General features: G+C 44.8%; 21 protein-coding genes. 4 read left to right on the top strand and 17 right to left on the bottom strand.

The genetic code is table 11. The features are described from left to right. The first annotated feature begins 122 nt into the window (after positions 1 to 122). Positions 123 to 362 (top strand): ferredoxin family protein, encoded by a 240-nt coding sequence (locus QVE09_RS00205; RefSeq protein WP_036608584.1) that lies wholly within the window; start codon positions 123 to 125, stop codon positions 360 to 362. Between the two features lie 69 nt (positions 363 to 431). On the opposite strand, the gene QVE09_RS00200 is transcribed toward QVE09_RS00205, so the two are convergent. Next, a complete protein-coding gene (locus tag QVE09_RS00200; RefSeq protein WP_315935133.1) occupies positions 432 to 1,079 on the bottom strand; it encodes a helix-turn-helix transcriptional regulator in 648 nt (215 codons plus the stop codon). 332 nt (positions 1,080 to 1,411) lie between these two features. Here QVE09_RS00200 and QVE09_RS00195 point away from each other — a divergent pair, with 332 nt between their 5' ends. Then, entirely contained in the window at positions 1,412 to 2,053 is a 642-nt protein-coding gene (locus QVE09_RS00195; RefSeq protein ID WP_315935132.1) for a superoxide dismutase, read from the top strand. 99 nt (positions 2,054 to 2,152) lie between these two features. Here the strand turns inward: QVE09_RS00195 and QVE09_RS00190 are convergent, their stop codons facing one another. The 3 genes from QVE09_RS00190 to QVE09_RS00180 all read right to left on the bottom strand — a co-directional run bounded on the left by QVE09_RS00190 (position 2,153) and on the right by QVE09_RS00180 (position 6,374). Next, on the bottom strand, positions 2,153 to 3,397 hold the full coding sequence (locus tag QVE09_RS00190) for an aminopeptidase (RefSeq protein WP_145147292.1): 1,245 nt from the start codon (positions 3,395 to 3,397) through the stop codon (positions 2,153 to 2,155). A gap of 114 nt (positions 3,398 to 3,511) precedes the next feature. Beyond that, positions 3,512 to 5,104, bottom strand: a complete 1,593-nt coding sequence (mbcS, locus tag QVE09_RS00185) for an acyl-CoA synthetase MbcS (RefSeq protein ID WP_397386982.1) — start codon at positions 5,102 to 5,104, stop codon at positions 3,512 to 3,514. 265 nt (positions 5,105 to 5,369) lie between these two features. Then, positions 5,370 to 6,374 carry an aldo/keto reductase gene (locus tag QVE09_RS00180; protein ID WP_315935131.1) on the bottom strand — a complete coding sequence of 335 codons (1,005 nt, stop codon included), beginning with the start codon at positions 6,372 to 6,374 and terminating at the stop codon, positions 5,370 to 5,372. A gap of 201 nt (positions 6,375 to 6,575) precedes the next feature. Here QVE09_RS00180 and QVE09_RS00175 point away from each other — a divergent pair, with 201 nt between their 5' ends. Continuing rightward, a complete protein-coding gene (locus tag QVE09_RS00175; protein ID WP_315935130.1) occupies positions 6,576 to 7,421 on the top strand; it encodes an AraC family ligand binding domain-containing protein in 846 nt (281 codons plus the stop codon). 79 nt (positions 7,422 to 7,500) lie between these two features. Here QVE09_RS00175 and QVE09_RS00170 read toward each other — a convergent pair whose 3' ends face one another. The 13 genes from QVE09_RS00170 to QVE09_RS00110 form a co-directional block, all read right to left on the bottom strand. Further along, entirely contained in the window at positions 7,501 to 7,899 is a 399-nt protein-coding gene (locus QVE09_RS00170) for an Asp23/Gls24 family envelope stress response protein (RefSeq protein WP_076330908.1), read from the bottom strand. 29 nt (positions 7,900 to 7,928) lie between these two features. Then, positions 7,929 to 9,008, bottom strand: a complete 1,080-nt coding sequence (locus QVE09_RS00165; protein ID WP_315935129.1) for an AI-2E family transporter — start codon at positions 9,006 to 9,008, stop codon at positions 7,929 to 7,931. A gap of 35 nt (positions 9,009 to 9,043) precedes the next feature. Continuing rightward, positions 9,044 to 10,501 carry a sensor histidine kinase gene (locus QVE09_RS00160; protein ID WP_315935128.1) on the bottom strand — a complete coding sequence of 486 codons (1,458 nt, stop codon included), beginning with the start codon at positions 10,499 to 10,501 and terminating at the stop codon, positions 9,044 to 9,046. Beyond that, positions 10,479 to 11,186 (bottom strand): response regulator transcription factor, encoded by a 708-nt coding sequence (locus QVE09_RS00155; RefSeq protein ID WP_315935127.1) that lies wholly within the window; start codon positions 11,184 to 11,186, stop codon positions 10,479 to 10,481. The genes QVE09_RS00160 and QVE09_RS00155 overlap by 23 nt, the downstream gene beginning before the upstream one ends. A 214-nt stretch (positions 11,187 to 11,400) precedes the next feature. After that, on the bottom strand, positions 11,401 to 12,846 hold the full coding sequence (locus QVE09_RS00150) for a 4-hydroxyphenylacetate 3-hydroxylase family protein (protein ID WP_315935126.1): 1,446 nt from the start codon (positions 12,844 to 12,846) through the stop codon (positions 11,401 to 11,403). Between the two features lie 173 nt (positions 12,847 to 13,019). After that, positions 13,020 to 14,978 carry an FtsX-like permease family protein gene (locus tag QVE09_RS00145; protein WP_315935125.1) on the bottom strand — a complete coding sequence of 653 codons (1,959 nt, stop codon included), beginning with the start codon at positions 14,976 to 14,978 and terminating at the stop codon, positions 13,020 to 13,022. Next, positions 14,953 to 15,723 (bottom strand): ABC transporter ATP-binding protein, encoded by a 771-nt coding sequence (locus tag QVE09_RS00140; protein WP_315935124.1) that lies wholly within the window; start codon positions 15,721 to 15,723, stop codon positions 14,953 to 14,955. The genes QVE09_RS00145 and QVE09_RS00140 overlap by 26 nt, the downstream gene beginning before the upstream one ends. A gap of 324 nt (positions 15,724 to 16,047) precedes the next feature. Further along, positions 16,048 to 17,031 carry a sensor histidine kinase gene (locus QVE09_RS00135; RefSeq protein ID WP_315935123.1) on the bottom strand — a complete coding sequence of 328 codons (984 nt, stop codon included), beginning with the start codon at positions 17,029 to 17,031 and terminating at the stop codon, positions 16,048 to 16,050. Further along, entirely contained in the window at positions 17,028 to 17,732 is a 705-nt protein-coding gene (locus QVE09_RS00130) for a response regulator transcription factor (RefSeq protein WP_315935122.1), read from the bottom strand. The genes QVE09_RS00135 and QVE09_RS00130 overlap by 4 nt, the downstream gene beginning before the upstream one ends. Before the next feature lie 41 nt (positions 17,733 to 17,773). After that, positions 17,774 to 19,102 carry a beta-N-acetylhexosaminidase gene (gene nagZ, locus QVE09_RS00125; RefSeq protein WP_315935121.1) on the bottom strand — a complete coding sequence of 443 codons (1,329 nt, stop codon included), beginning with the start codon at positions 19,100 to 19,102 and terminating at the stop codon, positions 17,774 to 17,776. A gap of 398 nt (positions 19,103 to 19,500) precedes the next feature. Beyond that, on the bottom strand, positions 19,501 to 20,604 hold the full coding sequence (locus tag QVE09_RS00120) for an NADH:flavin oxidoreductase (RefSeq protein WP_315935120.1): 1,104 nt from the start codon (positions 20,602 to 20,604) through the stop codon (positions 19,501 to 19,503). A 331-nt stretch (positions 20,605 to 20,935) separates the two neighbouring features. Then, on the bottom strand, positions 20,936 to 22,249 hold the full coding sequence (locus tag QVE09_RS00115; RefSeq protein WP_315935119.1) for a hypothetical protein: 1,314 nt from the start codon (positions 22,247 to 22,249) through the stop codon (positions 20,936 to 20,938). Positions 22,250 to 22,430: 181 nt separating this feature from the next. Then, the gene (locus tag QVE09_RS00110; protein WP_315935118.1) at positions 22,431 to 23,480 is read right to left on the bottom strand and encodes a 2,3-butanediol dehydrogenase; all 1,050 of its coding nucleotides are present in this window, start codon (positions 23,478 to 23,480) and stop codon (positions 22,431 to 22,433) included. Positions 23,481 to 23,866: 386 nt separating this feature from the next. Between QVE09_RS00110 and QVE09_RS00105 the strand changes: the two genes are divergently transcribed. Continuing rightward, a complete protein-coding gene (locus tag QVE09_RS00105; protein ID WP_315935117.1) occupies positions 23,867 to 24,904 on the top strand; it encodes a LacI family DNA-binding transcriptional regulator in 1,038 nt (345 codons plus the stop codon). Positions 24,905 to 24,941: the final 37 nt, after the last annotated feature.

Genomic DNA, 24,941 nt, shown 5'->3' with positions numbered 1-24,941 from the left:
AAATTCTTTATTAAGTTCAAACATAAACGATAGATTTGATATTTTTATACTTATATGTATACTATGTATATGTTAAAGAGTTGTGAATAGTAGAAATGAAAAGATGGGAGGTTTGGAGGAATATGCCCTTTGTAATTACAGAGCATTGCATTCATGAACAAGCTGCCGATTGTCTTGATGTATGTCCAGTCGATTGCATTGTAAAAGGAGAAGACCAATATTTTATCAATCCTGACCAATGCATAGATTGTGGGAACTGTGAAACAGCTTGTCCTGTTGGAGCTATTTATTATGAGGAAGATTTACCTGATCATCATCAAATATATGTAAGCAAGGCTCTCGACTTCTTTAAGTTAAGTTAAATGAATATATAAAAAAGATGCTTCCTAGCGTTATGCTAGGAAGCATCTTTACATATCTAATACGTTCAATTACTCTTTTTTTACTTTTATGGAATATGTGCAACGTTGCCCGCCGTCAGCCAAACACTCCATTCTTTTGACTTCAGCATCTCCAAGCAATGATTTAAACATACTTAATTCACATTGACAAACCTTCTTATATTTCATGGCGACGTGACTAATTGGGCAGTTATTTTCCTTTAAAATAAATTCATCATCGCTAATCTTCTCAAGTCCCACCATATAGCCATTCTCATTCTGAATGTTCGCAAGTGTCTCAACACGCTCCGAGATATTTTTCGCTTTCATACTTTGGTCATATTTTTCGATCATTTTATTTTTGCGACTTTCAAAAATTTTCTCAACAGCTTCCGGTCCTAATTGTTCTTCAAGCTCAGTCAATATATCCAATGTTAGTGAATGATATTTATTAGGAAAATATCCTACAGACTGTTCAGTTAAACAATACACTGTTGTTGGTCTTCCAATAGATTGTCGCTGTATCTTAGACGTAATTAAATTATCTCGTTCTAGCGATTGGATATGACGCCGAACCGCCATGGTGGTGATCCCAAGCTCATCGGTAAGATCTTTAGTAGTCATGTCCCCTTTGGTTTTGAGGAGATGTAATATAATTTCTCTGGTTGGAAGACTATTCACCAGATCAGGATTAGTCATTTATGATTCAGCCTCCTTACGAATAAACAATTTTTAACACCTTCGATTTCGTAAATACAATCAATGTATATCGCTCTCGTTGTTTACATCATCTCATGTTCTCAGATACATTATATCCATAAACAACCGATATAACTAATTTTATATTTATTATATATAATATACGTGTTAGTTCAAACTCTAATAAATGGAAAATAACCCAAACTATTAATTGTGATCATATACATACGAGAATAACAAAATAAACTTTATATACATAAATGTTGATTAAGTATATAAAATGAAGTATGATCAATTTAGAAAGATCACTATAAACATTGGAGGAATAACACATGACATATCAATTACCTGCATTACCCTATGCAAATAACGCACTCGAACCACATATTGATGAGCAAACGATGATGATCCATCATGATCGTCATCATAATACTTACATTACGAATCTGAATGCTGCTCTGGAGCATTTGCCTGAACTGCAAGGGAAATCAATTGAAGCTTTGATCTCCAATCTGGACAGTGTTCCACAGGAACTTCGCGCAGCTGTTCGAAATAACGGAGGCGGGCACGCCAATCACAGCTTGTTTTGGAAAATCATTGGCCCCAACGGGGGAGGAAATCCAACAGGAGCATTGGCAAAAGCGATCGATAATGAACTGGGTGGATTTGAAGAATTTAAAGCGAAATTTACGAAAGCGGCAACTACTCGGTTTGGCAGTGGATGGGCGTTCCTTTCCGTTGCGAATGGAAAATTGAAAGTCGATAGTCTTCCTAATCAAGATAGTCCTTTGATGGAGGGGGAAACTCCGATTATTGGTCTGGATGTCTGGGAACATGCCTACTATTTGAAATACCAGAATAAGCGCCCAGATTATATTAGCGCATTTTGGAATGTAATCAATTGGAGCGAGGTAAATAAGCGCTACGAATTGGCAATCAAACAAAGCATTGATTCCAACTTCATCATTTCATAAATTCAAGTCTTCAACTATGCTGCTAAGAGTATGACCAAAAGGAGAAGAGCAACCTCATTAGAGATTGCTCTTCTCCTTTTTCACTACACATATTAGAAATTAAAATGCCCAGTTGCCTTTACGGAATACCGGCTCGATTGTACCGTCCTGTAACTCACCATCAATATCCAGTTCAGCGGAACCGATCATGAAATCAACGTGTGTCAAGCTCACATTGCACTCATGCTTCAGCAACTCTTCGTTCGACATCGTTGTGCCATCTTTCATGTTGAATGGGTATGCACTTCCCACAGCCAAGTGGCAAGATGCATTTTCATCAATACCTGTATTATAGAAAATACGATTCAGGTTGGAGATCGGGGAGTCATGTGGTACTAGTGCGACCTCACCCAGATAACGTGCTCCTTCATCGGTGGCAAACAGGTTCTTTAGATGTTCTTCACCGGATGCTGCCGTAAACGCTACAACCTGTCCATCCTTGAATGTGATTCTCATCTGGTCTACCAGTTGCCCGTTCAGGTTCAAAGGCATGGTGCTGCTAACATATCCATTCACTCCGCTGCGCTTAGGCATGGTGAATACTTCTTCAGTCGGCATATTGGCGACCGTGTATACACCTTGTTTATTTTCGCTACCACCGCCACCCCAGATGTGGTTGTGGACCAATTCAATTTTCAAGTCTGTACCTGGCGCACGGTAATGCAGACTCTTATAGTTCTTTTTGTTCAGGAGATCACTCATGGTATTCAGGGTATCCAGATGTTCTCTCCAATTTTGTACAGCGTCTCCGCCATCGACACGGTTCATTTTGAAGATGGTTTCCCACATCACGTTGATTCGGTCTTCTTCCGGGATGTCGGCAAACACTTTGTTCGCCCAAGCCTTGGTCGGTGCCTTGATCAGACACCAGCTAATTTCATGATTACGTGTGTATTTTGAGTACCCTTTACGTGCCTGAGCAGCCGCTTTGGTTGCCCGGGACACGCTGTCGGAGTCAATACCGTTATACAGTTCAGGATCTGGAACTTTGATCGTCAGGGTAGCGCCGCCTGCTTCTGCAAACTTCTCCATCATATCCGCCTTCCAGGCTGGATAGTAGTCAAAGCTGTCATTGGAGCCATGTTCAAAACGACTGCGGGTAATGTTGTCGTCATCAAAGTCCACTTGTACATAGTTTGCACCAGCCGCATAGGCTTTTTGCACAATCAGACGTGTGAATTCAAGCGTTTCGATGGGTGCAGTGACGAGCAGATCCTGTCCTTTTTGAATATTCACGCCAACTTTGACAACCAGTTCTGCGTATTGTTCCAATGACTTTTCAAAGGTTTGTTCAAATTGACTCATGGTTGTGTTCACTCCAGTTTCATATATTGTACGAACGCTATCGCTTCTGCAGAATCGATTTCTTCTCTTTCACTACGCAGGCTCAATTCCAATACTTTATTTATACAAAATGATTTAACCATTTCGTTTTTCTTGTTCGCGCAACTCGATCCGGCGGATTTTGCCTGAGTTTGTCTTTGGCAGATCCGTAACAAATTCGATCTTACGTGGATATTTATAAGGTGCTGTGATTTCCTTGACGTGGTGCTGCAATTCACGCATCAGTTCTGGTGAAGCCAGTGAATCATCTCGCAGTACGACAAATGCTTTCACCACATTGCCACGGATCTCATCCGGACTTGCAACCACCGCGCATTCCTTCACACTGGCGTGTTTCATAAGTGCTTCTTCCACTTCGAATGGTCCAATCGTGTAACCCGAACTGATGATGATATCGTCACTGCGACCTTCAAACCAGAAGTAACCTTCTTCGTCTTTGCGTGCACGGTCCCCTGTTACAAAATAATCGCCACGCTGACTCGCTTCCTTCCGACCCTCATCCTGATAATAGGACCGGAACAAAGCTGGCATCTCTTTGTGCACCGCGATATCTCCTACTTTACCCGCAGGCACAGGTTGTCCCTCTTCATCAATAATTTCAATCAATCCAGGTGTAATCGACTGACCCATGGAGCCAATACGTACAGGCGCATCTTTGAGACTGCCGATTAACAACGTGCTCTCGGTCTGTCCATATCCGTCTCGAATAGTCAGGTCGAAGTGACGCTGGAAGATTTCAATGACTTCCTGATTGAGCGGTTCACCCGCTGAAACAGCACTGCGCAGATGAGACAGATCATAATGTCCAAGATCATCGGCTTTGGCCATCAACCGATATTCGGTCGGTGTACAGCAAAGGACATTAATCTGATGTTCCTGCATCAGTTCCAGGTAACGCTTGGGCTGGAATGATCCATTGTAGACCAGTCCAGTCGCGCCTCTTCCAAGTACCGACAGGAACGGACTCCAGATCCATTTTTGCCAGCCAGGTGCAGCCGTTGCCCATACGGTATCTGAAGGTTGAATATCCAGCCATAATGAAGAAGCGATCCGCAGGTGGGCATATCCCCAACCGTGGCTATGTACAACTCCTTTGGGATTACCAGTTGTGCCCGAAGTGTAAGCAAGAATAGCCGTATCATCACGGTGTGTTTCCACCGCAGCCATCTCATCGGGTTGATTCTGCATTAACTCATGCACATTGACCCAGCCTTCAGCAGGTACGCCAACTTCGCCATTCGGTGATGCCACGATTCGATGTGCCAGTGATGGCAGATCCGCGTCCATCTTTTCCACTTCCGAAGTTGTCTCGGACCATACAATAACAGCCCGCGCCTCAGAGTGACGCAGACGATATTCCAGATCTTTGGCCCGTAACATCTCGGAGGAAGGAATAACGGCAATCCCCAATTTCAGACAAGCAATGTAAATAACATAGGCAATAATACGGCGTGGTACCATGACCAACACCCGATCACCCTTCTCTAGTCCAAGTTCACGCAAACCTCCAGCAAGACGATTCGCCTGCTTGAACAAATCACCATACGTGATCTCTTCCAATTCTCGTTGATCGCTGAGCCATCTAAGTGCAATCCGGTCTGATGGATGATTCTCCATCTCGGATGTCAGGTTATAGCTTTCAGGCGAAATCCACTGTTCAAAGTTCAAATGGAGCCTCTCCTTCGTAGTTCAATTGTAAAGCTTCTATATATTATACCCTAAATCCTAGGACCAGGTGCTATGAACTAGGCTCATTTTGAAAAAATAAACATAGGTCAATTAATGAACCATTATAATAGATCTTATCCTATAAAGAAAATGACATATACAAAATGGCGCCTTCCTGATTGATCAGATAGGCGCCATTTCATTCTTCATTTATATTACATTAGTTTTACCTAACTATAATTTTCACACAGCTATACTGTGTATGTTACCACGGATAATTACCCATTCCGTCCAGAATGCTCTCAATTTCATTGAGTTCTTCCGTTGTCAGATCCGGTGCCTGAAGGGCAGCCACGTTTTCTTCGATCTGGGACACACGGCTTGCACCAATCAGTGCGGAGGTTACACGGTTACCACGCAAAATCCAGTTCAGAGCCAGTTGAGAGATCGTCTGTCCTCTTCGCTCCGCAACCGCCTGAAGCGCATCAAACTTGGCAATCCGTTCGTCTGTGTATGCTTCTTTTTTCAAATTACCTGTTGGATTGGCTCGTTCTTCCTTGATCTTGTCGACATATTTATTGGTCAGCTGACCGCGGCCGAGTGGACAGAACGCAATGGAGCCTACGCCCTGCTCATCCAGTACGTCTTGCAAACCGTCTTCAATCCAACGATTCAGCATCGAGTAGTTTGGTTGATGAACCAGACATGGCGTACCCAGACGACGAAGAATGGTCACCGCTTCTTGTGTCTGTTCTGCATTATAATTGGATAAGCCCACATACAGAGCTTTACCTTGCCGCACGATATGATCCAGTGCCGTCATGGTCTCTTCCAACGGCGTATCCGGATCTGGACGGTGATGATAGAAAATGTCCACATAGTCCAGCCCCATCCGACCAAGACTTTGATCGAGACTAGAAATCAGGTTTTTGCGGGAACCCCATTCGCCGTAAGGTCCACTCCACATATGGTAGCCTGCCTTCGACGAGATGAGCAGTTCATCCCGATAAGGACGCAGATGTTTTTTATAAATCACACCAAAGTTCTCTTCCGCTGAACCTGGAGGTGGACCGTAGTTATTCGCCAGATCAAAATGGTTAATTCCGAGGTCGAATGCACGTAAAATCATCTCTTCCTGAATATCCAATGTACGGTTACCACCAAAGTTCTGCCATAATCCCAGGGCAATTTGCGGCAGTCTGATTCCGGATTTGCCGGAACGTACATATTTCATCTCATCATATCGTTGTTCACTCGCAGTATAGGGCATCGTAATTCTCACTTTCCTGTAAGGTTTGTTGAATTCCTTTTCATCTTAGACAATTGTCTGGATAAACGATATGGCATTTCACTTCGAATATATGGAATAATGATTGTTATCTAATTAAACTAATCTTAAATCATTCATCTTTTACACTAATTAATATGTTAAAATGCAAGATGTGACGAAATCGTACAGGAGTGAATACCCTTGATTACGTATATGTTCAAAAACAATCATTTTCAGGAGCTTCAGCTCCTTCATTATGGCACCGAAGCCTGTACACCAGGTCACCACTTTGGCCCCGCCATGAGAGACTATTATAAAATTCATTATATTTTGAATGGCAAAGGCACCTTCGAAGTGGGAGGCAAAACGTACACCCTGCACAAAGGTCAAGGTTTTCTGATCGTTCCGCATTCTGTTGTTCATTACCAAGCAGATCAGGATGACCCATGGGAATACAGCTGGGTTGCTTTTCAAGGCAGCAATAGCCAATCCTTTTTACAGCAAGCATGCCTGTCCGAGCATCACCCGATCTTTGAGCTGGGCAATGAGGATGACGAGATGCGATCCTGTCTGCACCGAATGATCAATTCGCGCAATACCCACAAAGGCTGGGAAATCAGTATGACTGGATTGCTGTATCAATTCTTCTCCATTTTGATTGATCAGGCCAATTCAGAGCATCTTCAACCCATCCAGGATTATTCGAAGGAAACGTACGTGACGCAGGTAATGGACTTTATCGAGATAAACTATGCCAATGCTATTACCGTTCAATCCATCGCGGCCCATGTCGGTTTGCAGCGCAGTTACCTGTGCTCTCTGTTCAAGGATCAGATGGGAAGCAGTATTCAGTCGTATCTGGTCCATTATCGGATGCGCAGGGCAGCCGAATTGACCCTTGATCCCGGTCTGACCATTGGCGATATTGCCCGTTCTGTGGGCTACAGTGATCCTTTGCTTTTCTCCAAAATGTTCAAAAAAGTGATGGGCGAAGCGCCCACCTATTACCGCAAACATAAAACAGCACCCTCCCAGTTAAGCTGCTAATTGGGAAGGTGCTGTTTTTTTGCCAATCCATATCACTTGCATTTGTTCAATCCTTACAATCGTTATCTCTTACATTCGTTTATACCGTCTCCGGCATGGATACACCAACGACTTGTACTTTAATTTCATTGACCATAACGCCAGCTAATTGTTCTACAGCCTGTTGAACATTATGTTGAAGTTCACGGCAGACCTCATGCATCTTGTTACCATATTGAATGTTGATGCGCAGTTGGATGGTGGCCTGATCGTCTTTGACGTGCACATCAATCCCTTTTTGCAGACTCTTGCCGCTGATACTCTTGGCAATGCCTTCAGTCAGTCCAACGGACATGGAGGATACGCCATTCGTGCTCTGAGCGGCCATCCCCACGATCTTGGACAACACATCGTTCGAGATGTGAATGGTACCCATTTGAACAGATTGAGGTGCGATATATTCAGGTTCGTTATATGGTTTTTCGATAATTTCAGACATGTGTTCCACTCCTTCGAATAATTTAGATGTTATGCATTCTGCCATTTGTCCTTGAAGAACATGTTATAGATTCGAACCAAAAGAATTTTAACGATCATATAAACCGGAATAATAATCAGGATGGCAATAATTCCACCCAGGTCCCCTGCACCCAACACCAGAATAATAGTCGTGAGCGGGTGAATATCGAGCTTTTTGCCGAATACGTACGGTGCAACCAGGTTGTCCTGAATCTGCTGAGCGACAAGAATAATAATCAGAGACCAGATGGCAACCGAGGGTGATACCACGAGACCCATGATGACAATAGGTACGGACGACACAATCGCTCCGATAAATGGAACAAAGTTCATGATGACCGCAATTACCGTGAGCAGTAATGCGTACGGCAGTCCAATAATCAGGAAACCGATATACATCAGTACACCCAGCGCCAGATTCACCAAGACTCTTCCTACAATAAAACCACTCAGCGCCTGATCGATCTCAAGCACAACTTCACGGCTGTCATTTTGGAAACGTTTTGGAGCGATATGTGCCAGTTTACGGCCAAATTTCTCACCTTGTTTCAGCATATAGAACAGAATGATCGGTAATGTAAACAGGATGATCGCAAAACTGGAAACAAGCGAGAAAAATCCACTTACATAGTTCGTTACAAAGTTAAATCCTTTGTTAATATACTCCGTGATCTGAGAGAAAGGTGTTGAGCCCTCAGGGAATAATGCTTGAATAGCACCATTTTGCTCTAGCTCTCTGAGCTGCTCACTTAATGAATTGATTAGATTTGGTGCGTTATCGACCAGGTTGACCAGTTGCTCACGTAACGATGGCCATAAGCCAATGATGAAGAACACTCCCAGAATAGCAATAACCAGATAGATTAGCAAAATACTTAGCGTACGATTTATTTTCTTTTTCTCCATATAATTCACAAGCGGCCTTAGCAGATAATAAAAGAACACGGACAACATCATTGGTACGGTAATGACCGTGATCATGGTGACAAGCGGCTGAAAGATGAAGCTCACACGTGATAATAAATAGATATTAACCAATATCAGCGCCAGTGCAATACTGAACCGGACAAACGTATTTGCTTTGAACAAAATTTTCCCCTCCACATGGACATTTCTTCTCTAATTTAATTTGGAATCTGAATGGTAAACACAGTGGTCTCTCGCCCACGCCGGGAAAGGATCAGACGCCCACCCATTTTCTCCGTATTACGCCGTGCGATGGACAATCCCAGTCCGGTGCCTCCGGTCGCTGTCCGCGCCTCATCCCCTCGTACAAACGGGTCAAAGATCGTTGACCACAGTTCTTGGGGTATGCCCACCCCGGTATCAGCCACTTCAATCACCACATGGGTATCCAACGGAATGAGTTCCACGCGCAATTCTGTCCCGAGCGGATTGTAAGATAAGGCATTGGTGATTAGATTCTGAATGACTCTTGATAACAGCTCCGGATCATACCTTGCATAGATCTCCTCATCAGGAACAAATACATGAAGGACAAACTGCTTCTGCTCAATTTCCCCATAGGTATCTGCCATGATCTCGCGCACGAATTCTCCAATTTCTCTTCTCTCAATCTGCATGCGGAAATCAGGCGAATCCACCTTGAGCAGCTCCAGCATATTCTGTATCATGCGTGCAACTTGAACCGACTTGTTATAGATGTATCCCAGATATCTTTGCTGCCTGTCCTTGTCCTCTCCGCGTCCTTCCACCAATGCCTGAGCATATCCCTGTATAGATGTTATCGGTGTTTTCAGATCATGTGATAAGTCTACAATCAGTCGCTGTTTGCTCTCTTCGGCGTATCGTTTCTCCGCAGAGGTGTTTTCAATAACGTCAGCCATGTAGTTAAAGGTCTCCCCGATCTGGACAAACTCCCTCTCGGCCGAGATCGACATCCGTGTACTATAATTTCCCTGGATCATCTGCGTAAGACCCGAGGAGAGAATACTGAGTGGCTTTTTGATTCTCCGTGCGACCCAATAGCTATAGACAAAGATCAACAACAAAACTAAACCGATGCCAATCATAATGTAAAAGGATAATGGGTGTTTCAGATTGGTAATCAACTGATTATCATTAATCCTTACGCTGACCAGATCACGAGGGATCTTCAGCAACACATACGTTGCTGCTCCTTCTGTTGAAAACGGAGTGATGGAGTAATAGTACGGCTGGTCGCTTCGGTTCTCCAGTACAGCATACAGATCAGCTTCACTGTAATGGATGAACGAATCTTGCTTGTCTCCCACATGATGAATGACGTTGCCATTCGCATCCAGAATTTCAATCCAGCCGCCGCTGTCCTTGAGACGTTGAATCTCTGTGTCTTTGCCTTTCGCCACCGAACCACCACCAGAGTAAAATTCGTTCTCCAGCTCTGTCACGTACACGTGGGCTTCAACATTCAGATCCGGATCAACGACCTGATCCGAAATGCGGAAATCCACAACATCCAGTGACACCATAAGGTACACGATTAATACCAGTAACAGCAAAAAGAAGTTGAACAGCAAGAAATCCAGTGTCAGGGATGTCTGCAACAGTCGCTTTTCTCTAGCTTTCCATGGGCGCTTCAATTTTGTATCCCAGTCCCCTTATCGTTTTGAGATATTCCGGTTGTCTGGAATCACGCTCGATCTTCTCCCGAATGTTGCTGATATGTACCATGATGGTGCTGTCCTCGTGCGCATAATAATCGCCCCAGACCGCTTCGTATATTTTTTTACGGGTGAACACTCGGCCAGGTTGATCAAGCAACAATTCCATAATTTTATATTCTGTAGAGGTTAATGTTACAGGCGTTCCTGAACGAAAAAGAATACATTGGGAGCGATCCAGGGTCAGATCACCTAATACCAGATTCTCTTCTTTCGCTGCGGGGATCTCCACTGCATCAAATTGATTGACTCTTCTGAGCAACGCCTCTACTCTGGCGACAATCTCAAGCGGGTTAAACGGCTTCGCTATATAATCATCTGCCCCAAGTCCGAGTCCAAGGATTTTATCGTGATCCTGACTTTTGGCGGACAGGAACAGTACAGGCATGTGATGTGTAGCCCTGATCTGTTTGATCAACTGCAATCCATCCATTACAGGCATCATAATGTCCAGTATGACCAGATCGATCTGTGTTGAACTTATGGTTTGTAGCGCCTCGGCTCCATTCACCGCAGTCTTAATGGTATAGTCCTTCTCCAGATAGAGTTGAAGCAGTTCAACAATCTCTGGTTCGTCATCTGCTATTAATACGGTGTATCTCATGTTATTCCTCTCATTTCCTATACTCTATGCCTATCTCTACATTAATACTATATACTACGTCTCTTAATTCAACCTAAATCATTTCTAAAGATAATCTAAATAAATAGAAATAGAGCCCCGGCGCAAGCCAAGGCTTTAACTAAAATAGGGCTGTTTTCAGCCTACATTCAGGCTTTTCAATCTTCATTCGGACCATTTGTATTAGATTATCAGATCAGTCCTTACCCGAACGTAGCCACGGCTCAACTTTCCCCCATAAACGTTCCTTGTCATACTGCACATATTGGCTCGCCCGGTTGCGCACCGGGTCACCCGCGTAGAAGTGTTCATACAGCTCATGCCTTACTCCGAGTGGACTTCCGGTCAGCTCCCATGCGAGTTGAAAGAGTCGAATCTTCTCCGGGGCTTGCATCGTTACTCCACCAAGATATTTGCCTATCATGGAACCCATCATTTCATTCATTTCAAACGTACCCGAAGGAATCTGAATCAGACCACCCGCAGCAATGGTCTTCAAGATCTCCACCGCGCGGGGATAATACCGATTGCCCAGATTACGTGCGGTTTCAATATATTTGAATTCCGGCAGCCAGTTGCCGAATGTATCCGGCTTGGACTGTGCTTCAGCAGCAATAATCAGTCCCTCGATAGTCTGCATCTGACTGATCAGCTCTCCAAGTTGATCCTGCACATTCAGGAAGGTGTCCACCCCGATCTCCTTGGCAATGGCAGAGGTGACGGCTGTTATGAACTCCAGTTTCGACTGTAATCGAATGACACTCTGATGATAGGCCAGACTGGCCGAAGCTGTATTACAGCGGATCTGCCATACGGCTTCAGGGTTATTGTGTAGCAATACACGTTCCCAGGGCACAAATACATCGTCAAAAAATAACACGGCATCCATCTCATCATACTGCGCACTGAGTGGATGTGATTGATCTGTATCTTTTGCTGCAAAAGACTCTCGACACATCATGTGTAAGCCCGGACTGTCCGCAGCTACAATCACCATATGGGCCAGCTCTGGCAGGTGGGACGGAATTCGTTGAACGGGATAAGCAATAATATCATCTGCATAAGGCGCTGCTGTTGCCACCATTTTGGCCCCGCGAATGACTACGCCCTCCGTATTGCTTTTGACAATTCTCAGCATGGCATCCTCATCTTCACCAACAGGCAAGGAACGGTTAATCTGCGGGTCGCGCTGGACAATTGTCAGGAATGCATCTTTTCGTTTGGCTTGTTCAAAATAAGCCGATATTTTACCTGCAAATGCAGGATCATGTGCTGTCATCTCATGTCGTGTTGCATACCAGCCGGTCAGGCGGGATCGCGCATAATCAGACAATCGGCTCATCACCCCATAGGTCCGCTCAGACCAAAGCCGAAAAGCCCCCGCTCTGTTGTTTACGTCAGGAAGTGAACGAGGCACTAGAAAAGAGCGATGCACGTAACTTCCCGTCTGTTCGTCCCAATAGGCTACGGTTTCCCTTGTCTCCGGGTCATCCACCAGATTGAACAATCCTTCTATCGTTTGAAGTGTTCCCTGAAAGGCCTGATGCCCAGTTACCCGGATACGCTCACCATCCAGCCATACATTCCGCTCATCATTCAATCGTTGAATGTAAGCTTGTCCACGAGACATCGTGATGCTCATGATATGTCCTCCCTCTCAGGCATCTGCCTGACATTTCTGTAACCCCATCCTTCTAACTGCTTGAGAAACTATATAATGATACATTCTGTATCCAATAAAATAGTACTGTGCCTTGGATAGAAAAGTCAACAGACACCGAGCCATAAGTCCGGTGTCTGTTGGGACATGCTATTTTAGACTAACTTGGAATACATATGACGCAGATACCGCCAGCGCACAAGTGCAAAATACAAGATCTGCATGGAAGCAAACACCAAGAAGATGCGCAGGCTGTATCCAAAGACCGAGAAGTCAACCAGTTGCTGTAACGCTACAAAGGCAACCGAACTGTGGATGACCGCCACCAGAATCGGCAGGAAGAACATAAGCAATAGCTGCCTTGTTACGATCTTACGGAGTTCGGGACGACTCAGTCCCATTTTGCCAATCATGCGATACTGCGCTTCATCCCGTTCTAGATCTGCGTAAAGTCTGAAATACGTGAAACTTGCTGCAAAGGTGAAGAAAACAATGCCAATCAGACCGCTCAAGATCAGAATGATGCCATTGGTCTGCTTGGAATTAAGCCAATCCACCACAAGCGCGCTGACCTCGTAATAACCTCTGTCGGAATGATCATCTTGAATAGATTTGATCAATTCAGGAGCAAAGCTGCGTGTACCCATCCATTCTTTTACGACAAATTGCGTCGTTCGCATGGAATAGAAATCTTCAGGCATCCCCACTTCCGCGTTGTACGCAGGTCTCATCTTCTCAAACAATTCGTCGGTTACAACGTAGAGATTAATTTCATTTTGAAAAGGAATGACAATATCAGTACCAGGAGTCGTTACCTGAATCTGTTCGGACCGATTCTCAATCTCCAGATTGACCTCCGCCCCTGAGAATCCTTGTTCAGCTTGATCACGGTACTTCTTACGAACTGCCAAATTGCTTGGTGTCATAAATGACTCATCAACCTGTTTCAACGTACGTTCCTCATACCCGAGTGCCTTAGCCAGACGATTATATTCACTTAGCTTAATAATGTACCCATTATTATTTTCAGATATAGGAGCATAACTACCCTTCACGTAGGGAACTTGATGATCAATCAACGTTTCTTCAATCTGCCGAATATGTCGCTCGGAGTTTGGAGTATCCCATATATTCATATAACTGAATGCGTACGGATTCGACATGGACGACAACCCCGGGTCAGCAATAGCAAGCATGGTGCCAATTCCCGTAAATGAAGAAGCTGAAATGATACTTACCATGAAAAACATGATGGCGTTATCTTTCATTCGATAGGTAAGTTCAGATAAGAAGAGCAGATTGGTTTTACGGAAAAACAACCCTGGATTTCTTTTCAGTGCCCGAATGATGTATACACTGAGCTGTGTGAACAGAAAGTAAGTACCTACTATAACAACCACGACACTTGCAAGTAATAACGGAAAAGAGAAGCTTACCCATACAAAAGTGAATACTCCTGCATAACCCCCGCCAATGAACAGCACCGACAGCAAGGCGAGGAAGCGTGATGCTTTGGGTTCGGGTTTCGGTTTTTCCTCTGATTTCACAAGGTCAATGAGTGAACCTTTCCGTATGAGCAAGGATGACGACATCGCAATGATAACAAACAGCAGCAGAAATGCGCCAGCCGTCAGGGCAATGCCTTTCAGTGGAAAATAGAATCGAAGACTGTCCTCAACAGCCAGCATGGAGCCACAGATGAGCAGAATCAATTTGCCAAAAACAATTCCGAGCCCGATGCCGGTAATGATTGAAGCTAATCCAATACACATATTCTCCATAAACAGAAGCCGATTCATCTGTTTGCGTGTCATGCCTATCATCAGGAAAATACCAAATTCTTTTTTGCGCGTCTTCAGAAATGAACCAACGGAGTAGAGCAGGAACAGGAATGAAAAGATGAATATAATGATCTCTGCAATCATAAACCCCTGATTCGCAAGCAACGTAACCGTACCACTTGATCCCTTTAACCCCGCTTTCAAATCAGGATGGAACAGGAGCAATGCGTAAGTAAAAAAGATCATGACGGAAAATGTACTGCTCAGAAAATGAGCCAGATAAATTCGTTTGTTGCGAACAACGTTATTAATGGCGAACTGGCGAAAATTCATGTCCTGAACCTCCCATTAGGGATAATACATTAATAATCTTCTGGTAAAAGGCTGCGCGATTATCGCCGTAGTGAATTTCATTATACAGTTTGCCATCCTTGATAAAGACAACCCGACTGCAATAACTTGCAGCTACTGCATCATGAGTGACCAGCAGCATCGTAGCCTGATCCTCCTGATTGCGAGTTTCGAGAATCTCCATGACATCTCTTGCCGCCTTCGAATCCAGGTTGCCTGTTGGCTCATCGGCCAGAATCAGCTTCGGGGAATGGATAAGCGCTCTGGCAATGGCCGTACGCTGTGCCTGTCCTCCTGATATCTCATATGTCCGTTTGTTCAGAATACTGTTGATCCCCAGCTTGCTTGCCAGCTGTTCAACACGAGTGTTCATCTCTGCTAGCGAAACACCGTCAAGAGTCAGTGGCAGCACAATGTTTTCCTTAACTGTCAGGGTATTTAACAGATTGAACGATTGAAAAACGAATCCAAGTTCTTTGCGCCGGAACAGCGCGAGTTCGTCCTGATTCAATTCAAACGGATTCTTCCCTGCAATCCGCAGTTCGCCTGATGTTGGGTGATCAATGGTTGAGATCATGTTCAGCAGTGTTGTTTTGCCACTACCGGATGGTCCCATGATGCCAACAAACTCACCTTCCTGAATACTGAGGTCAATACCTGATAACGCTTCATAAGATACGATGCCTTTGTAGATTTTACTGATCTGTTTCACAGAACAAATCTCCATGGTTACAACTCCTTAGTGATGTAATAATTCAAAATCAAGTTACATTCATGCTGTCTTCATTTGTATTGTGCGTGGCCTTTCCTGTACTCTTATGACTATAGTCTATCGAAGTTTCGGCCATTCTCCTATGGTTTAACCTTTCATCAACATGACAATGTTGTAAGGTTGGATCATGAAAATCAAAAAGACGCCTTCGCCCCGATCAGGCAATAGACGTCTATACTTACACTTACACTTACACTTACACTGTAATTCATACTCCACTCACACTTTTTCAACAAAAATACAGGCCTCACGTCCCAATCTTATCTTCAACCTGTCACTTCAGGAGTTGAATGTGATTCGGACGGTCGTTCCTTCGCCGTACACAGATTCAAGATCAATCCGATGATTCATCCGTGTTAACACTTCTTTGGCAATATACAGCCCCATGCCTGTCGACTCTTTGAAATGCCGCCCGTTCTCCCCGGTGAAGAAAGGCTGGAATACCCGATTCAGATCAGACTTCGGAATCCCGATGCCCTGATCCTGCACTTCCAGCATGATGGAGCGTTCCGCTTCATATGCACGCACATAGATCTTTTGCCCGCTGCCCGCGGAGTACTTTATTGCGTTCGACAGTAACTGTACCAGGACGAAACGAATCCACTTGGCATCGGATTGCACAACCAGCGAAGGTTCTATATGCATCTCTGGATAGACGTGATTGCGAATAAAGAATCGCTTGAGCTCATGGATCGCTTCTTCCCCAGCGGTCTTCAGTATCACAGGTTCCACACTGAAATCCTGCTCGAAGGTATCCAACCGGGCCACATACAGCACAGTTTCCAATCCCCGTCTCATCTGGTCTGCTTCCTCTCGAATGCTTATGAGCCGAGGGTCGTCATCTTCCTGACCTTCCACGGTCAACTCGATGACGGATAATGGTGTCTTCATCTGATGTACCCACTGGTTCATGAACGTCAGATATTCTTGTTGCCGTTGTTCCAGCCGATGCAGATGTGCGTGATACTGGCCGTATTGTGAATCCAACAACTTCTCCAGCGCCAGTGATAATGGACTTGTTTCGTTCAAGGGTACAAACTCCTTCAGCGAATCCATCGATCGTGACATCCGGGTATAAAAGGAGCGATGTGAATAATAACGATAGATCAAATATCCGATGTACAAAAATAATCCCAACGCTACGGCATAAGCAGCCGTGACCCAATCGTTGTAACCGTCATACCAGAACACTGCAACAACGGTCAATAAGATAGCAACAACCCAGCAAGTTAAAGCGAGATGTTCTCGTATAAACAATCTCATGATGGAGAAGCGGCCTTCCAGTTATTGTTCAGTCGATAACCCGAACCTCTGACCGTTTCCAGTGCATCCGTAATGCCAAGCTCAGCTAATCGTTTACGCACCCGGGTAACATTAACACTGAGTGTGTTGTCATCCACAAAAGAGTCATCCCACAGTTTCTCCAGAATTGTCTCTCTGCTTACCAGCTTCGGACTTCGGCGCAGTAATGTTTCCAGCAAAATCGTTTCCTTCTTCGTCAGCTGCACTTTAAGATCACCGAGTTGAATCTCCTGTCTTTCCAGATACACAACCAAGCCATCCAGTTCCACCTTGCGTTCTTCGTCACGTGTTGCATAGTCCCCATACACCCGGCGCAGCTGACTACGGATTTTCGCTATGACGATCTCGTGTTCAAACGGCTTGGTGATATAATCATCTGCTCCGTTCTCCAGTGCCATGACCTGATCCATCTTTCCACTCCGAGCGGAAATAAACAGAATAGGGCATGTGGACAGCGTACGGATCTGGCGGCACCAGTAGAAACCATCGTAACTGGGTAAATTGATATCCAGAAGCACCACATGCGGCTGTACCTGCTCAAACTGTTGTACAATCATCTCAAAATCCTCGGCCAAAACCGCCCGGTCCCCATAGCGCTCAATATGTGATTTTAATAATCCCGCAATCTTGGGATCGTCCTCTATAATCATAATTGTATACATTATTGGATCTCACCTCTGGCAAAATCATAACACAGGATTTATTATCTAGCATCGATTTGCTTACGCCAATCCACAATATCTGCATTCAATTGCTTCAGGTCCCCAGAAGCTTTCTGATCATCCGATAACTTGTATTGTTGCTTCAATGCCAGGATACGATATACACTTTCATCGATTCGGGATTCGGAAATCTCGCCTGATTTCACCGCACTCATCAGTGTATCAAAAATCGTCTTAGCACTTTCATAACTGTGAGCTACCAAAAGAATGTCACTGCCTGCTTTTACAGTCGCTAGGGCAGCTTCGTCCAACTTGAAGTTCTTCGCAATCGCACCCATACTCAGGTCATCTGTGATGACGACACCGTCATACTTGAACTTCCCGCGCAGATGTTCACCAATAATGACATTGGATAAGGAAGCCGGATGATCCGGATCCAGCTTCGGGAACAAAATGTGTGCAACCATGACCGCCTCCACATTTTCCTTCACTGCGGCCTGGAACGGAATCCATTCAAGCTCGGCCAGTTGTTTTTCCGTTTTGTTCACGACAGGCAGATCGAGATGGGAGTCCACGGATGTATCGCCATGACCCGGAAAATGCTTCACCACCGGGATAATACCTTCACTACGTAATCCTTTCATCTCAGCAATCCCCATACGTGACACCAGCTCTGCCGAGCTTCCGAATGAACGATCTCCGATCACCGGGTTCTTCGGGTTACTATTCACATCCAGCACAGGCGCGAAGTCCACATTAAAACCTGCAAGTTGAACCTGTCTCGCCAGCAATTCCCCCATCGTTTCAGCGAGTGCGCTATCTTTTGTCTGGCCTACTTTTTGGTTGGAAGGAATGGATTCCACCGTCTCCGGCATACGACTGACTTTGCCGCCCTCCTGATCCACACTCATGAAGATGGGTACCGGGTTGGATTGATTCGCTTCCTTGATGGATTGCACAAACTTGGCTGTTCCCTCGAGTGTCGATACATTGTTGGCATAGAAAATAATGCCCCCTACCTTCTGATCCGTAATCATTTGTTTAGCTTGATCATCCAGCGTTGTCCCTTGAACACCAGCAAGTATCATCTGTCCAATCTTCTCTTCTAACGTTAATGAACGGAGCTGCTCCTGAACCGGATCGGCTTCCTCCTGCACTTCTTCCTGCGGTGGAACGGTATTTTGCTCCGGCGCTGAGGAAGATTGCCCTGTGTTGGAGCCAGCATTCGAGCCGGTGTTTGAGCCTGTGGCAGAAGAAGGTTTCTGAGCTTGGCCACATGCCGATAATAGCAGAACGATGCCAAGCAGAAGACTCAAAATCCCCAGTGATTTTCTCCATTGATTGTTTGAATTGTAACTATAGTTGTACAAGGATATTCATCCTCCTTATGTAATGTCGTCTTGGTAAACTAAAGGTTTAGGCCTAACCTTATCATAAGGTGTTGGATTTTCAAAATAAGTTGTGCTGAAGATCGGATCGTTGTTCAGATACATAAGCAGCAAAAAAAGTGGTTGCAATGGAACCTGAGATGTGGAACTTAATGGTGTTGTGACTACGCGCGTGTGGGATGTATGGGAGTAATAAACAGGTACAGCGGTGCAGAAAACGATTTTCTATTGTGAATTTTTCATATGTTGAAATTATTAGTATAGGTAGGTGAAAAAGCCGCCCAAAGGCGGCTTATTTGTTCGTTTTTGTTTCATTTTCCGTTGCAAATCGGCGCCGTTTGGCGTTGGTTCACCTTTTGCCAAATGTTCTTAGCCTTCAATTAATGGAGTGTTTGCAACACTTCCGTTGTAAATGGAATGATTTCAGATATGCGACCTTCGCGAACTTTGGCAGGCCATTCGGGATCACTAAGCAGAACACGACCCAAGGCGATCAATTCAAATTCATTATTCTCCAGCTTCTCATTTAATAGATCCAGATGGGCATCCCCTGTTCCCTGATTCTCGGTTGCTCTGTCCACAAATTCAGCTTCAAGACCTACCGATCCAACCGAAATAGCTGGTTTACCCGTTATTTTTTGCGTCCAACCCGCAAGATTCAGCTCAGATCCTTCGAATTCCGGTAACCAGAACCGGCGTGTAGAACAATGGAATATATCCACGCCAGCAGCACTGAGTGGTGCCAGGAATTGCTCCAATTGTTCTGGCGTCTCCACCAGACTTGCCTCATAATTCCCCATCTTCCATTGGGAGAACCGAAGCACAATTGGGTAATCAGGACCAACCGCTGCACGACAAGCTTTAATCACTTCAACCGCAAATTGGGTTCGCCGTACCAAGTCACCACCATAATTGTCGGTTCGTCGATTCGTCTGCTCCCAGAAGAATTGGTCAATCAGGTAACCATGGGCTCCGTGCAGTTCAATTCCGTCAAAACCGATTCGCTGTGCATCCGCTGCCGCTTGGGCAAATGCCTGTACAAGATCTTGAATCTCCTCTTCCGTCAAGGGTTCACGTGATGGTTCACCTGCCATGCTAACCCCTGACGGACATACAGGCTCAGCTTCTGCATTAGGCAAGTCGCCGGAACGACGTGCTGTACCCACATGCCACAATTGTGGCATGATTTTGCCACCCGCTTCATGTACTGCTTTCACTACGTTAGCCCATCCTTGCAAAGAATCTTCCCCATGGAACAATGGAATACTCGCTCCACTAACCGAAGATGGATGATTAATGCCTGTACCTTCTGTAATGATGAGCCCCACCCCGCCTGCTGCTCTGCGACGGTAGTATTCAGCAACTTCTGGTCCAGGTACGCCCTCTGGTGAGAATCCGCGAGTCATGGGTGCCATAACGATTCGATTAGACAATGTTAGCTTGTCCGAGGTGAAAGGTTTGAATAATGCTGAAGGTACGTTCATTGTACATTGCTCCTTTGCAATTGGGAGTATGGAACTCTGCATCCACGTGAAATGCGAAATGCTTTTGTATATCGTAACAAGTGTAATCCAGTTGACTGGTATAGGCTTATTTCTTTATCCATTTTATTGTTTCTTAATTTTATTTTCAAATTTTCGAAGTTGGGCGTTCAAACTAATCTTATATAAAAAAAGAAAGCTACCTTACGGCAGCCTCTGTTGGATCACACTACCGATGCAGTCTGGCATGAACTCTACTAGATCTTAAGGTATTTTCCCGGTCACCAATAATGTGGATGTAGCATAGTATATAATCCATAATCTTCCTTCCAATTTAATTAGCATTCACGGGGATATCACTGCGATTCACTCGAAGCAATTTCCCTGACGAAGTCGATAACACATCCGGATCGGTACCCAGACCAAAGTAGAAGTCACCCTCGTTCTCTTCAAATGACTTGGCATACGTGTCCTGGTTAAAACGTAAAATCTCATTCCATGTTGTCAGATCAGTGGATTGGTAGACCCGATTGATATACAGATTGGCACTTTGGCGCGTGTACGTAAGCACATACACCTTGCCATCACGCAACAGCACATCCGTAGGAAGCGCCTTGGCATCTGGCAGATTAACTCGTCTTGCCTGATTAATATCGGTCATGACATTCAAGGATTTGGGCAGCAGCTGCCCATCATTGAACACGCCTCCGGCTATATAGAGCAACTTGTTATTAAAGCTAATATTTTTGCCTATTTTATTATAAGGAATCGTGCCCGTTTGATAGGTTAGTCCAGGCAGCATTTTGCTGCCATAGATGACAACGTCCCGTTTCTCAAGCTTTTCATTAATCTCCAGGATATTGGTTTTGTCATTCCATATTTTATTGGCGGGATACATCATGCCAGATGCATATAACTTGCCATTAAGATGGAACATGGTGTAGGCCCGGAAGCCAAACGTATTGATCGTCGCATATTTCTGCCAAGTTTCACCTTCGTTATGAGAGATTAATATGGTTGGTTTCGACTCCGTACCCAGCGCGGCAAACATCTTACCTTGATAAGAAGCCAAATCGTATACGTGTACACCGAGTGGCAGATTGCGATATTTAGTCCACACCTCTCCATCCAAACGGTAGAAGTTGCCCAGTTCCCATTTCTCACCATCCGAATCATTGCCAGGGATATATAACTTGTCGTTCAGCACTCTGTAAATGTCAATCTGTTCCTCATCCACATACATTTTCGTCAATGGCATTATGCTCGGATTGCTGTTAGTTACCGACTGGGTCTTGAATTTCGCATTCGCTGTATCATAATAAATGACTGGAATAGGACCGGAATTCGGGGCTACACCCAGATTACTACTGTTCCCGTGACCCAGATATATCTTGCCATTGTACAGTTGCATGTCCCAGACGTTATTGGCATATGGTGTTTTGCTAAAAGGTCTGCCCAGCAGTTCAATCTTTGATGTTACGTCCGCTGAACTGATTGGTGCATTCGACACCTTGGCAAGCCCACGTTCAGTTGCAGGTGGTTGACTCGGTGACGTGTTGTTTCTCGGTTTGGAGTTACCCATTAGCATCCAGCTCACTCCAGCGACGATGGTCAAAATCACGGCTGTCCATTTCGTATGTCTCTGCATGTCCGCTTCCTCCTTCATAGTTTCACAATATTTACCTTCACACCAAGATGATACAAATTGTATCTTTTTATACTATGTAATTCGACCCGTACATGCAACAAATTCCGCCCGATCTATACAAAAAAAAGTAGACAATCACATCTATTGATGTGCTGTCTACTCGCTCTTACTGCCTATGGTTCTATTCTGCTTTTACCAAAATCTTAACCTGATTTTTCTCTTTTAGCAGTGCTTCAAATCCATGTTCCACCACTTCATCCAACGAAATTCGTTTGGTTACCAGCTTGTCTGCGGGGAAGAAACCTTTATCCATCAGACTGATGACTGCCGGGAACACATCGCGATAACCAATAATGCCGTTGACCGTACGCTCTTTCATAACAATAGAGTTCGGGTGAATCGGTGCTTCCTGTTCAAAAATGCTGACGATCATTAATTCACCGCCAATACGTGTCGAATCGATCGCTTGTTGCAGTACACGTGGAACACCTGTTACTTCATAGGCTACGTTAACGCCACCTTGTGTACGCTGATGGATCTCTTCCACCACATTGAACTGTGTTGGGTCAATCACAATGGCACCGAGTTCTTCGGCTTTGGCTTTCCGTTCATCCGACAACTCCACCACATAAATATCCGACGCTCCCGAAGCCTTAAGTGCTTCAATAACCAATAATCCAATCGGACCTGCACCAAACACCGCTGCGGTATCGCCCACTTTCAGCTTGCTTTGACGCACGGCGTGAAGTGCTACAGCCGAAGGTTCAACCAATGCACCTTGCTCATACGAGATTGAATCCGGTATGGCATGGACCATGTATTCTTCAGCAGTTACATATTCGGAGAATCCGCCTCCGCCTCCAGCGAGTCCAAGGAAACCCATTTTATCGCACAGATTGTATTTCCCTTGTTTACAAGCTTCGCAGTGTCCACATGCATAGATCGGTTCTACGACCACTCGATCGCCCGCCTTGAAACGTGTAACACCTTCCCCTACTTCAACCACCTGTCCTGAGAATTCATGCCCCATGACTATAGGCGCTTGTTCCCCTGTTAGCGGATGCGGTGCTTGAGCCGGAATGAAGATTGGACCTGCTGTGTACTCGTGCAAATCACTGCCGCAGATGCCGCACCATTCCACTTTTATTTTGACCTTACCTTCTTCAGGTTGAGGTTCATTAATATTTTCGAGACGTAAATCTTTGACTCCATGCCAACGTAATGCTTTCATTCATTTCATCTCCCAGATTATAGTTTATGACATAATCGGAAACGTTTCCGTAAATTAAATATGTCACATTTTAGATACGCTGTCAAACATATTTCTCCACTAATATGTCTATTTCGTGATCATATCGAGTTCACTTTAGAATGCTTTTACTTTAATTCAAGTGATCTTAGCGGTATTACAAACGGTGTAATCCTTGTTATTAAGATATATCATAGCAAATTTTATTGCAGACCAAATGAAATATAATCATACCTCGGCATAATTCTGGTCCATTCACGGGATACTTCAATGTTCAAATGTTATAATCAAGTTATATAACTATCGTGAAGTGCATACATATTCCTAATATTTCGGAATCGTTTCCGATAAAGTGAGGTAACCGTACATTGAGGAAAGAACAGAAACTTACGATCAAGGACGTGGCAGAGCGTGCTGGCGTGGGCATCGCTACCGTATCCCGGGCCATCAACAATTCAGAAGGCATAAGTAGTAAAACACGAGATAAGGTAATGCAGGCCATTGAAGAACTGGGGTTTGTACCCAACACCTCGGCACAGAGTCTGAAAATTCGGCAAACGCACCAGATCGCGCTCGTTGTACCCGACATACGTAACGCCATCATTCCGGAAATCTCCTGGTCTGTAGAGCAAACGGCGAAGCAGCATGGGTACCATGTCGTGCAGATCAATACGGCAGGCAATGCCAGAACCGAGCTGGAAACTATTCGTAACGTAAAAAAATTGCATGTGGACGGACTGATCTTCATGCCTCTGGCGTACCCCAAAACGTTACCCGGACTGATTGATAAAGCTCCGCTCCCGATCTCCATGATTAACTACGGCAAAAAACTGGAACCGGGCATGAAGGCAGACATCGTCTCTCTGTCTCAACCCGAAGGCAAACTGGTAATGGAGCATCTGTTCAAAATCGGCCGGACTCGAATCGCATATGCCGGTGCACCCAAAGACATTATTGAAGAGCGCTACCGTGCTTATGAGCAAGCTGTAGGTCATGTGGACATTTCTCTTGTCTACTTTGGTGAGGACTTTTCATTGAATACAGGTGCCAATGCTGCAGATTATTTCTACGGACTTACGCATATGCCAGATGCAGTCTATGCCATTAATGATATGGTTGCTATCGGATTGGTTAATCGGTTCAAGGAGTTAGGGGTTCGTGTACCCGAAGATGTGGCTGTAGTGGGTGTGGATAACAATCAATGGACCACTGTCTCGTCACCGCAGATTAGTTCCGTGTCCATTATGGGCGAAGAAGTTGCCAGACTTGCTACCGAGCTGTTGTTAAAACGAATTCGGGAGATGAACACGACCGATTACGAACACATCCAATTTGAACCACGCTTAATCGTTCGTGAATCAAGCGTAGCCATGATTCATTCTTCCCAGCGAGGATCACACAGTTAAATTTGATGAGGGGATGGGTCAGTAGGATAGAATATAT

It is taken from the genome of Paenibacillus sp. ClWae2A, from assembly GCF_032452295.1.
Lineage (GTDB): Bacteria > Bacillota > Bacilli > Paenibacillales > Paenibacillaceae > Paenibacillus.
Note: the sequence above shows the minus strand (reverse complement) of the source record. Positions and strands in the feature narration are given on the sequence as shown.

Excerpts from the sequence above, each read along its gene's own strand:
- QVE09_RS00205 (WP_036608584.1), top strand. The coding sequence starts at position 123 with ATGCCCTTTGTAATTACAGAGCATTGCATTCATGAACAAGCTGCCGAT.
- QVE09_RS00200 (WP_315935133.1), bottom strand. The coding sequence starts at position 1,079 with ATGACTAATCCTGATCTGGTGAATAGTCTTCCAACCAGAGAAATTATA.
- QVE09_RS00195 (WP_315935132.1), top strand. The coding sequence starts at position 1,412 with ATGACATATCAATTACCTGCATTACCCTATGCAAATAACGCACTCGAA.
- QVE09_RS00190 (WP_145147292.1), bottom strand. The coding sequence starts at position 3,397 with ATGAGTCAATTTGAACAAACCTTTGAAAAGTCATTGGAACAATACGCA.
- QVE09_RS00180 (WP_315935131.1), bottom strand. The coding sequence starts at position 6,374 with ATGCCCTATACTGCGAGTGAACAACGATATGATGAGATGAAATATGTA.
- QVE09_RS00170 (WP_076330908.1), bottom strand. The coding sequence starts at position 7,899 with ATGTCTGAAATTATCGAAAAACCATATAACGAACCTGAATATATCGCA.
- QVE09_RS00155 (WP_315935127.1), bottom strand. The coding sequence starts at position 11,186 with ATGAGATACACCGTATTAATAGCAGATGACGAACCAGAGATTGTTGAA.
- QVE09_RS00150 (WP_315935126.1), bottom strand. The coding sequence starts at position 12,846 with ATGAGCATCACGATGTCTCGTGGACAAGCTTACATTCAACGATTGAAT.
- QVE09_RS00145 (WP_315935125.1), bottom strand. The coding sequence starts at position 14,978 with ATGAATTTTCGCCAGTTCGCCATTAATAACGTTGTTCGCAACAAACGA.
- QVE09_RS00140 (WP_315935124.1), bottom strand. The coding sequence starts at position 15,723 with ATGGAGATTTGTTCTGTGAAACAGATCAGTAAAATCTACAAAGGCATC.
- QVE09_RS00135 (WP_315935123.1), bottom strand. The coding sequence starts at position 17,031 with ATGAGATTGTTTATACGAGAACATCTCGCTTTAACTTGCTGGGTTGTT.
- QVE09_RS00130 (WP_315935122.1), bottom strand. The coding sequence starts at position 17,732 with ATGTATACAATTATGATTATAGAGGACGATCCCAAGATTGCGGGATTA.
- QVE09_RS00120 (WP_315935120.1), bottom strand. The coding sequence starts at position 20,604 with ATGAACGTACCTTCAGCATTATTCAAACCTTTCACCTCGGACAAGCTA.
- QVE09_RS00115 (WP_315935119.1), bottom strand. The coding sequence starts at position 22,249 with ATGCAGAGACATACGAAATGGACAGCCGTGATTTTGACCATCGTCGCT.
- QVE09_RS00110 (WP_315935118.1), bottom strand. The coding sequence starts at position 23,480 with ATGAAAGCATTACGTTGGCATGGAGTCAAAGATTTACGTCTCGAAAAT.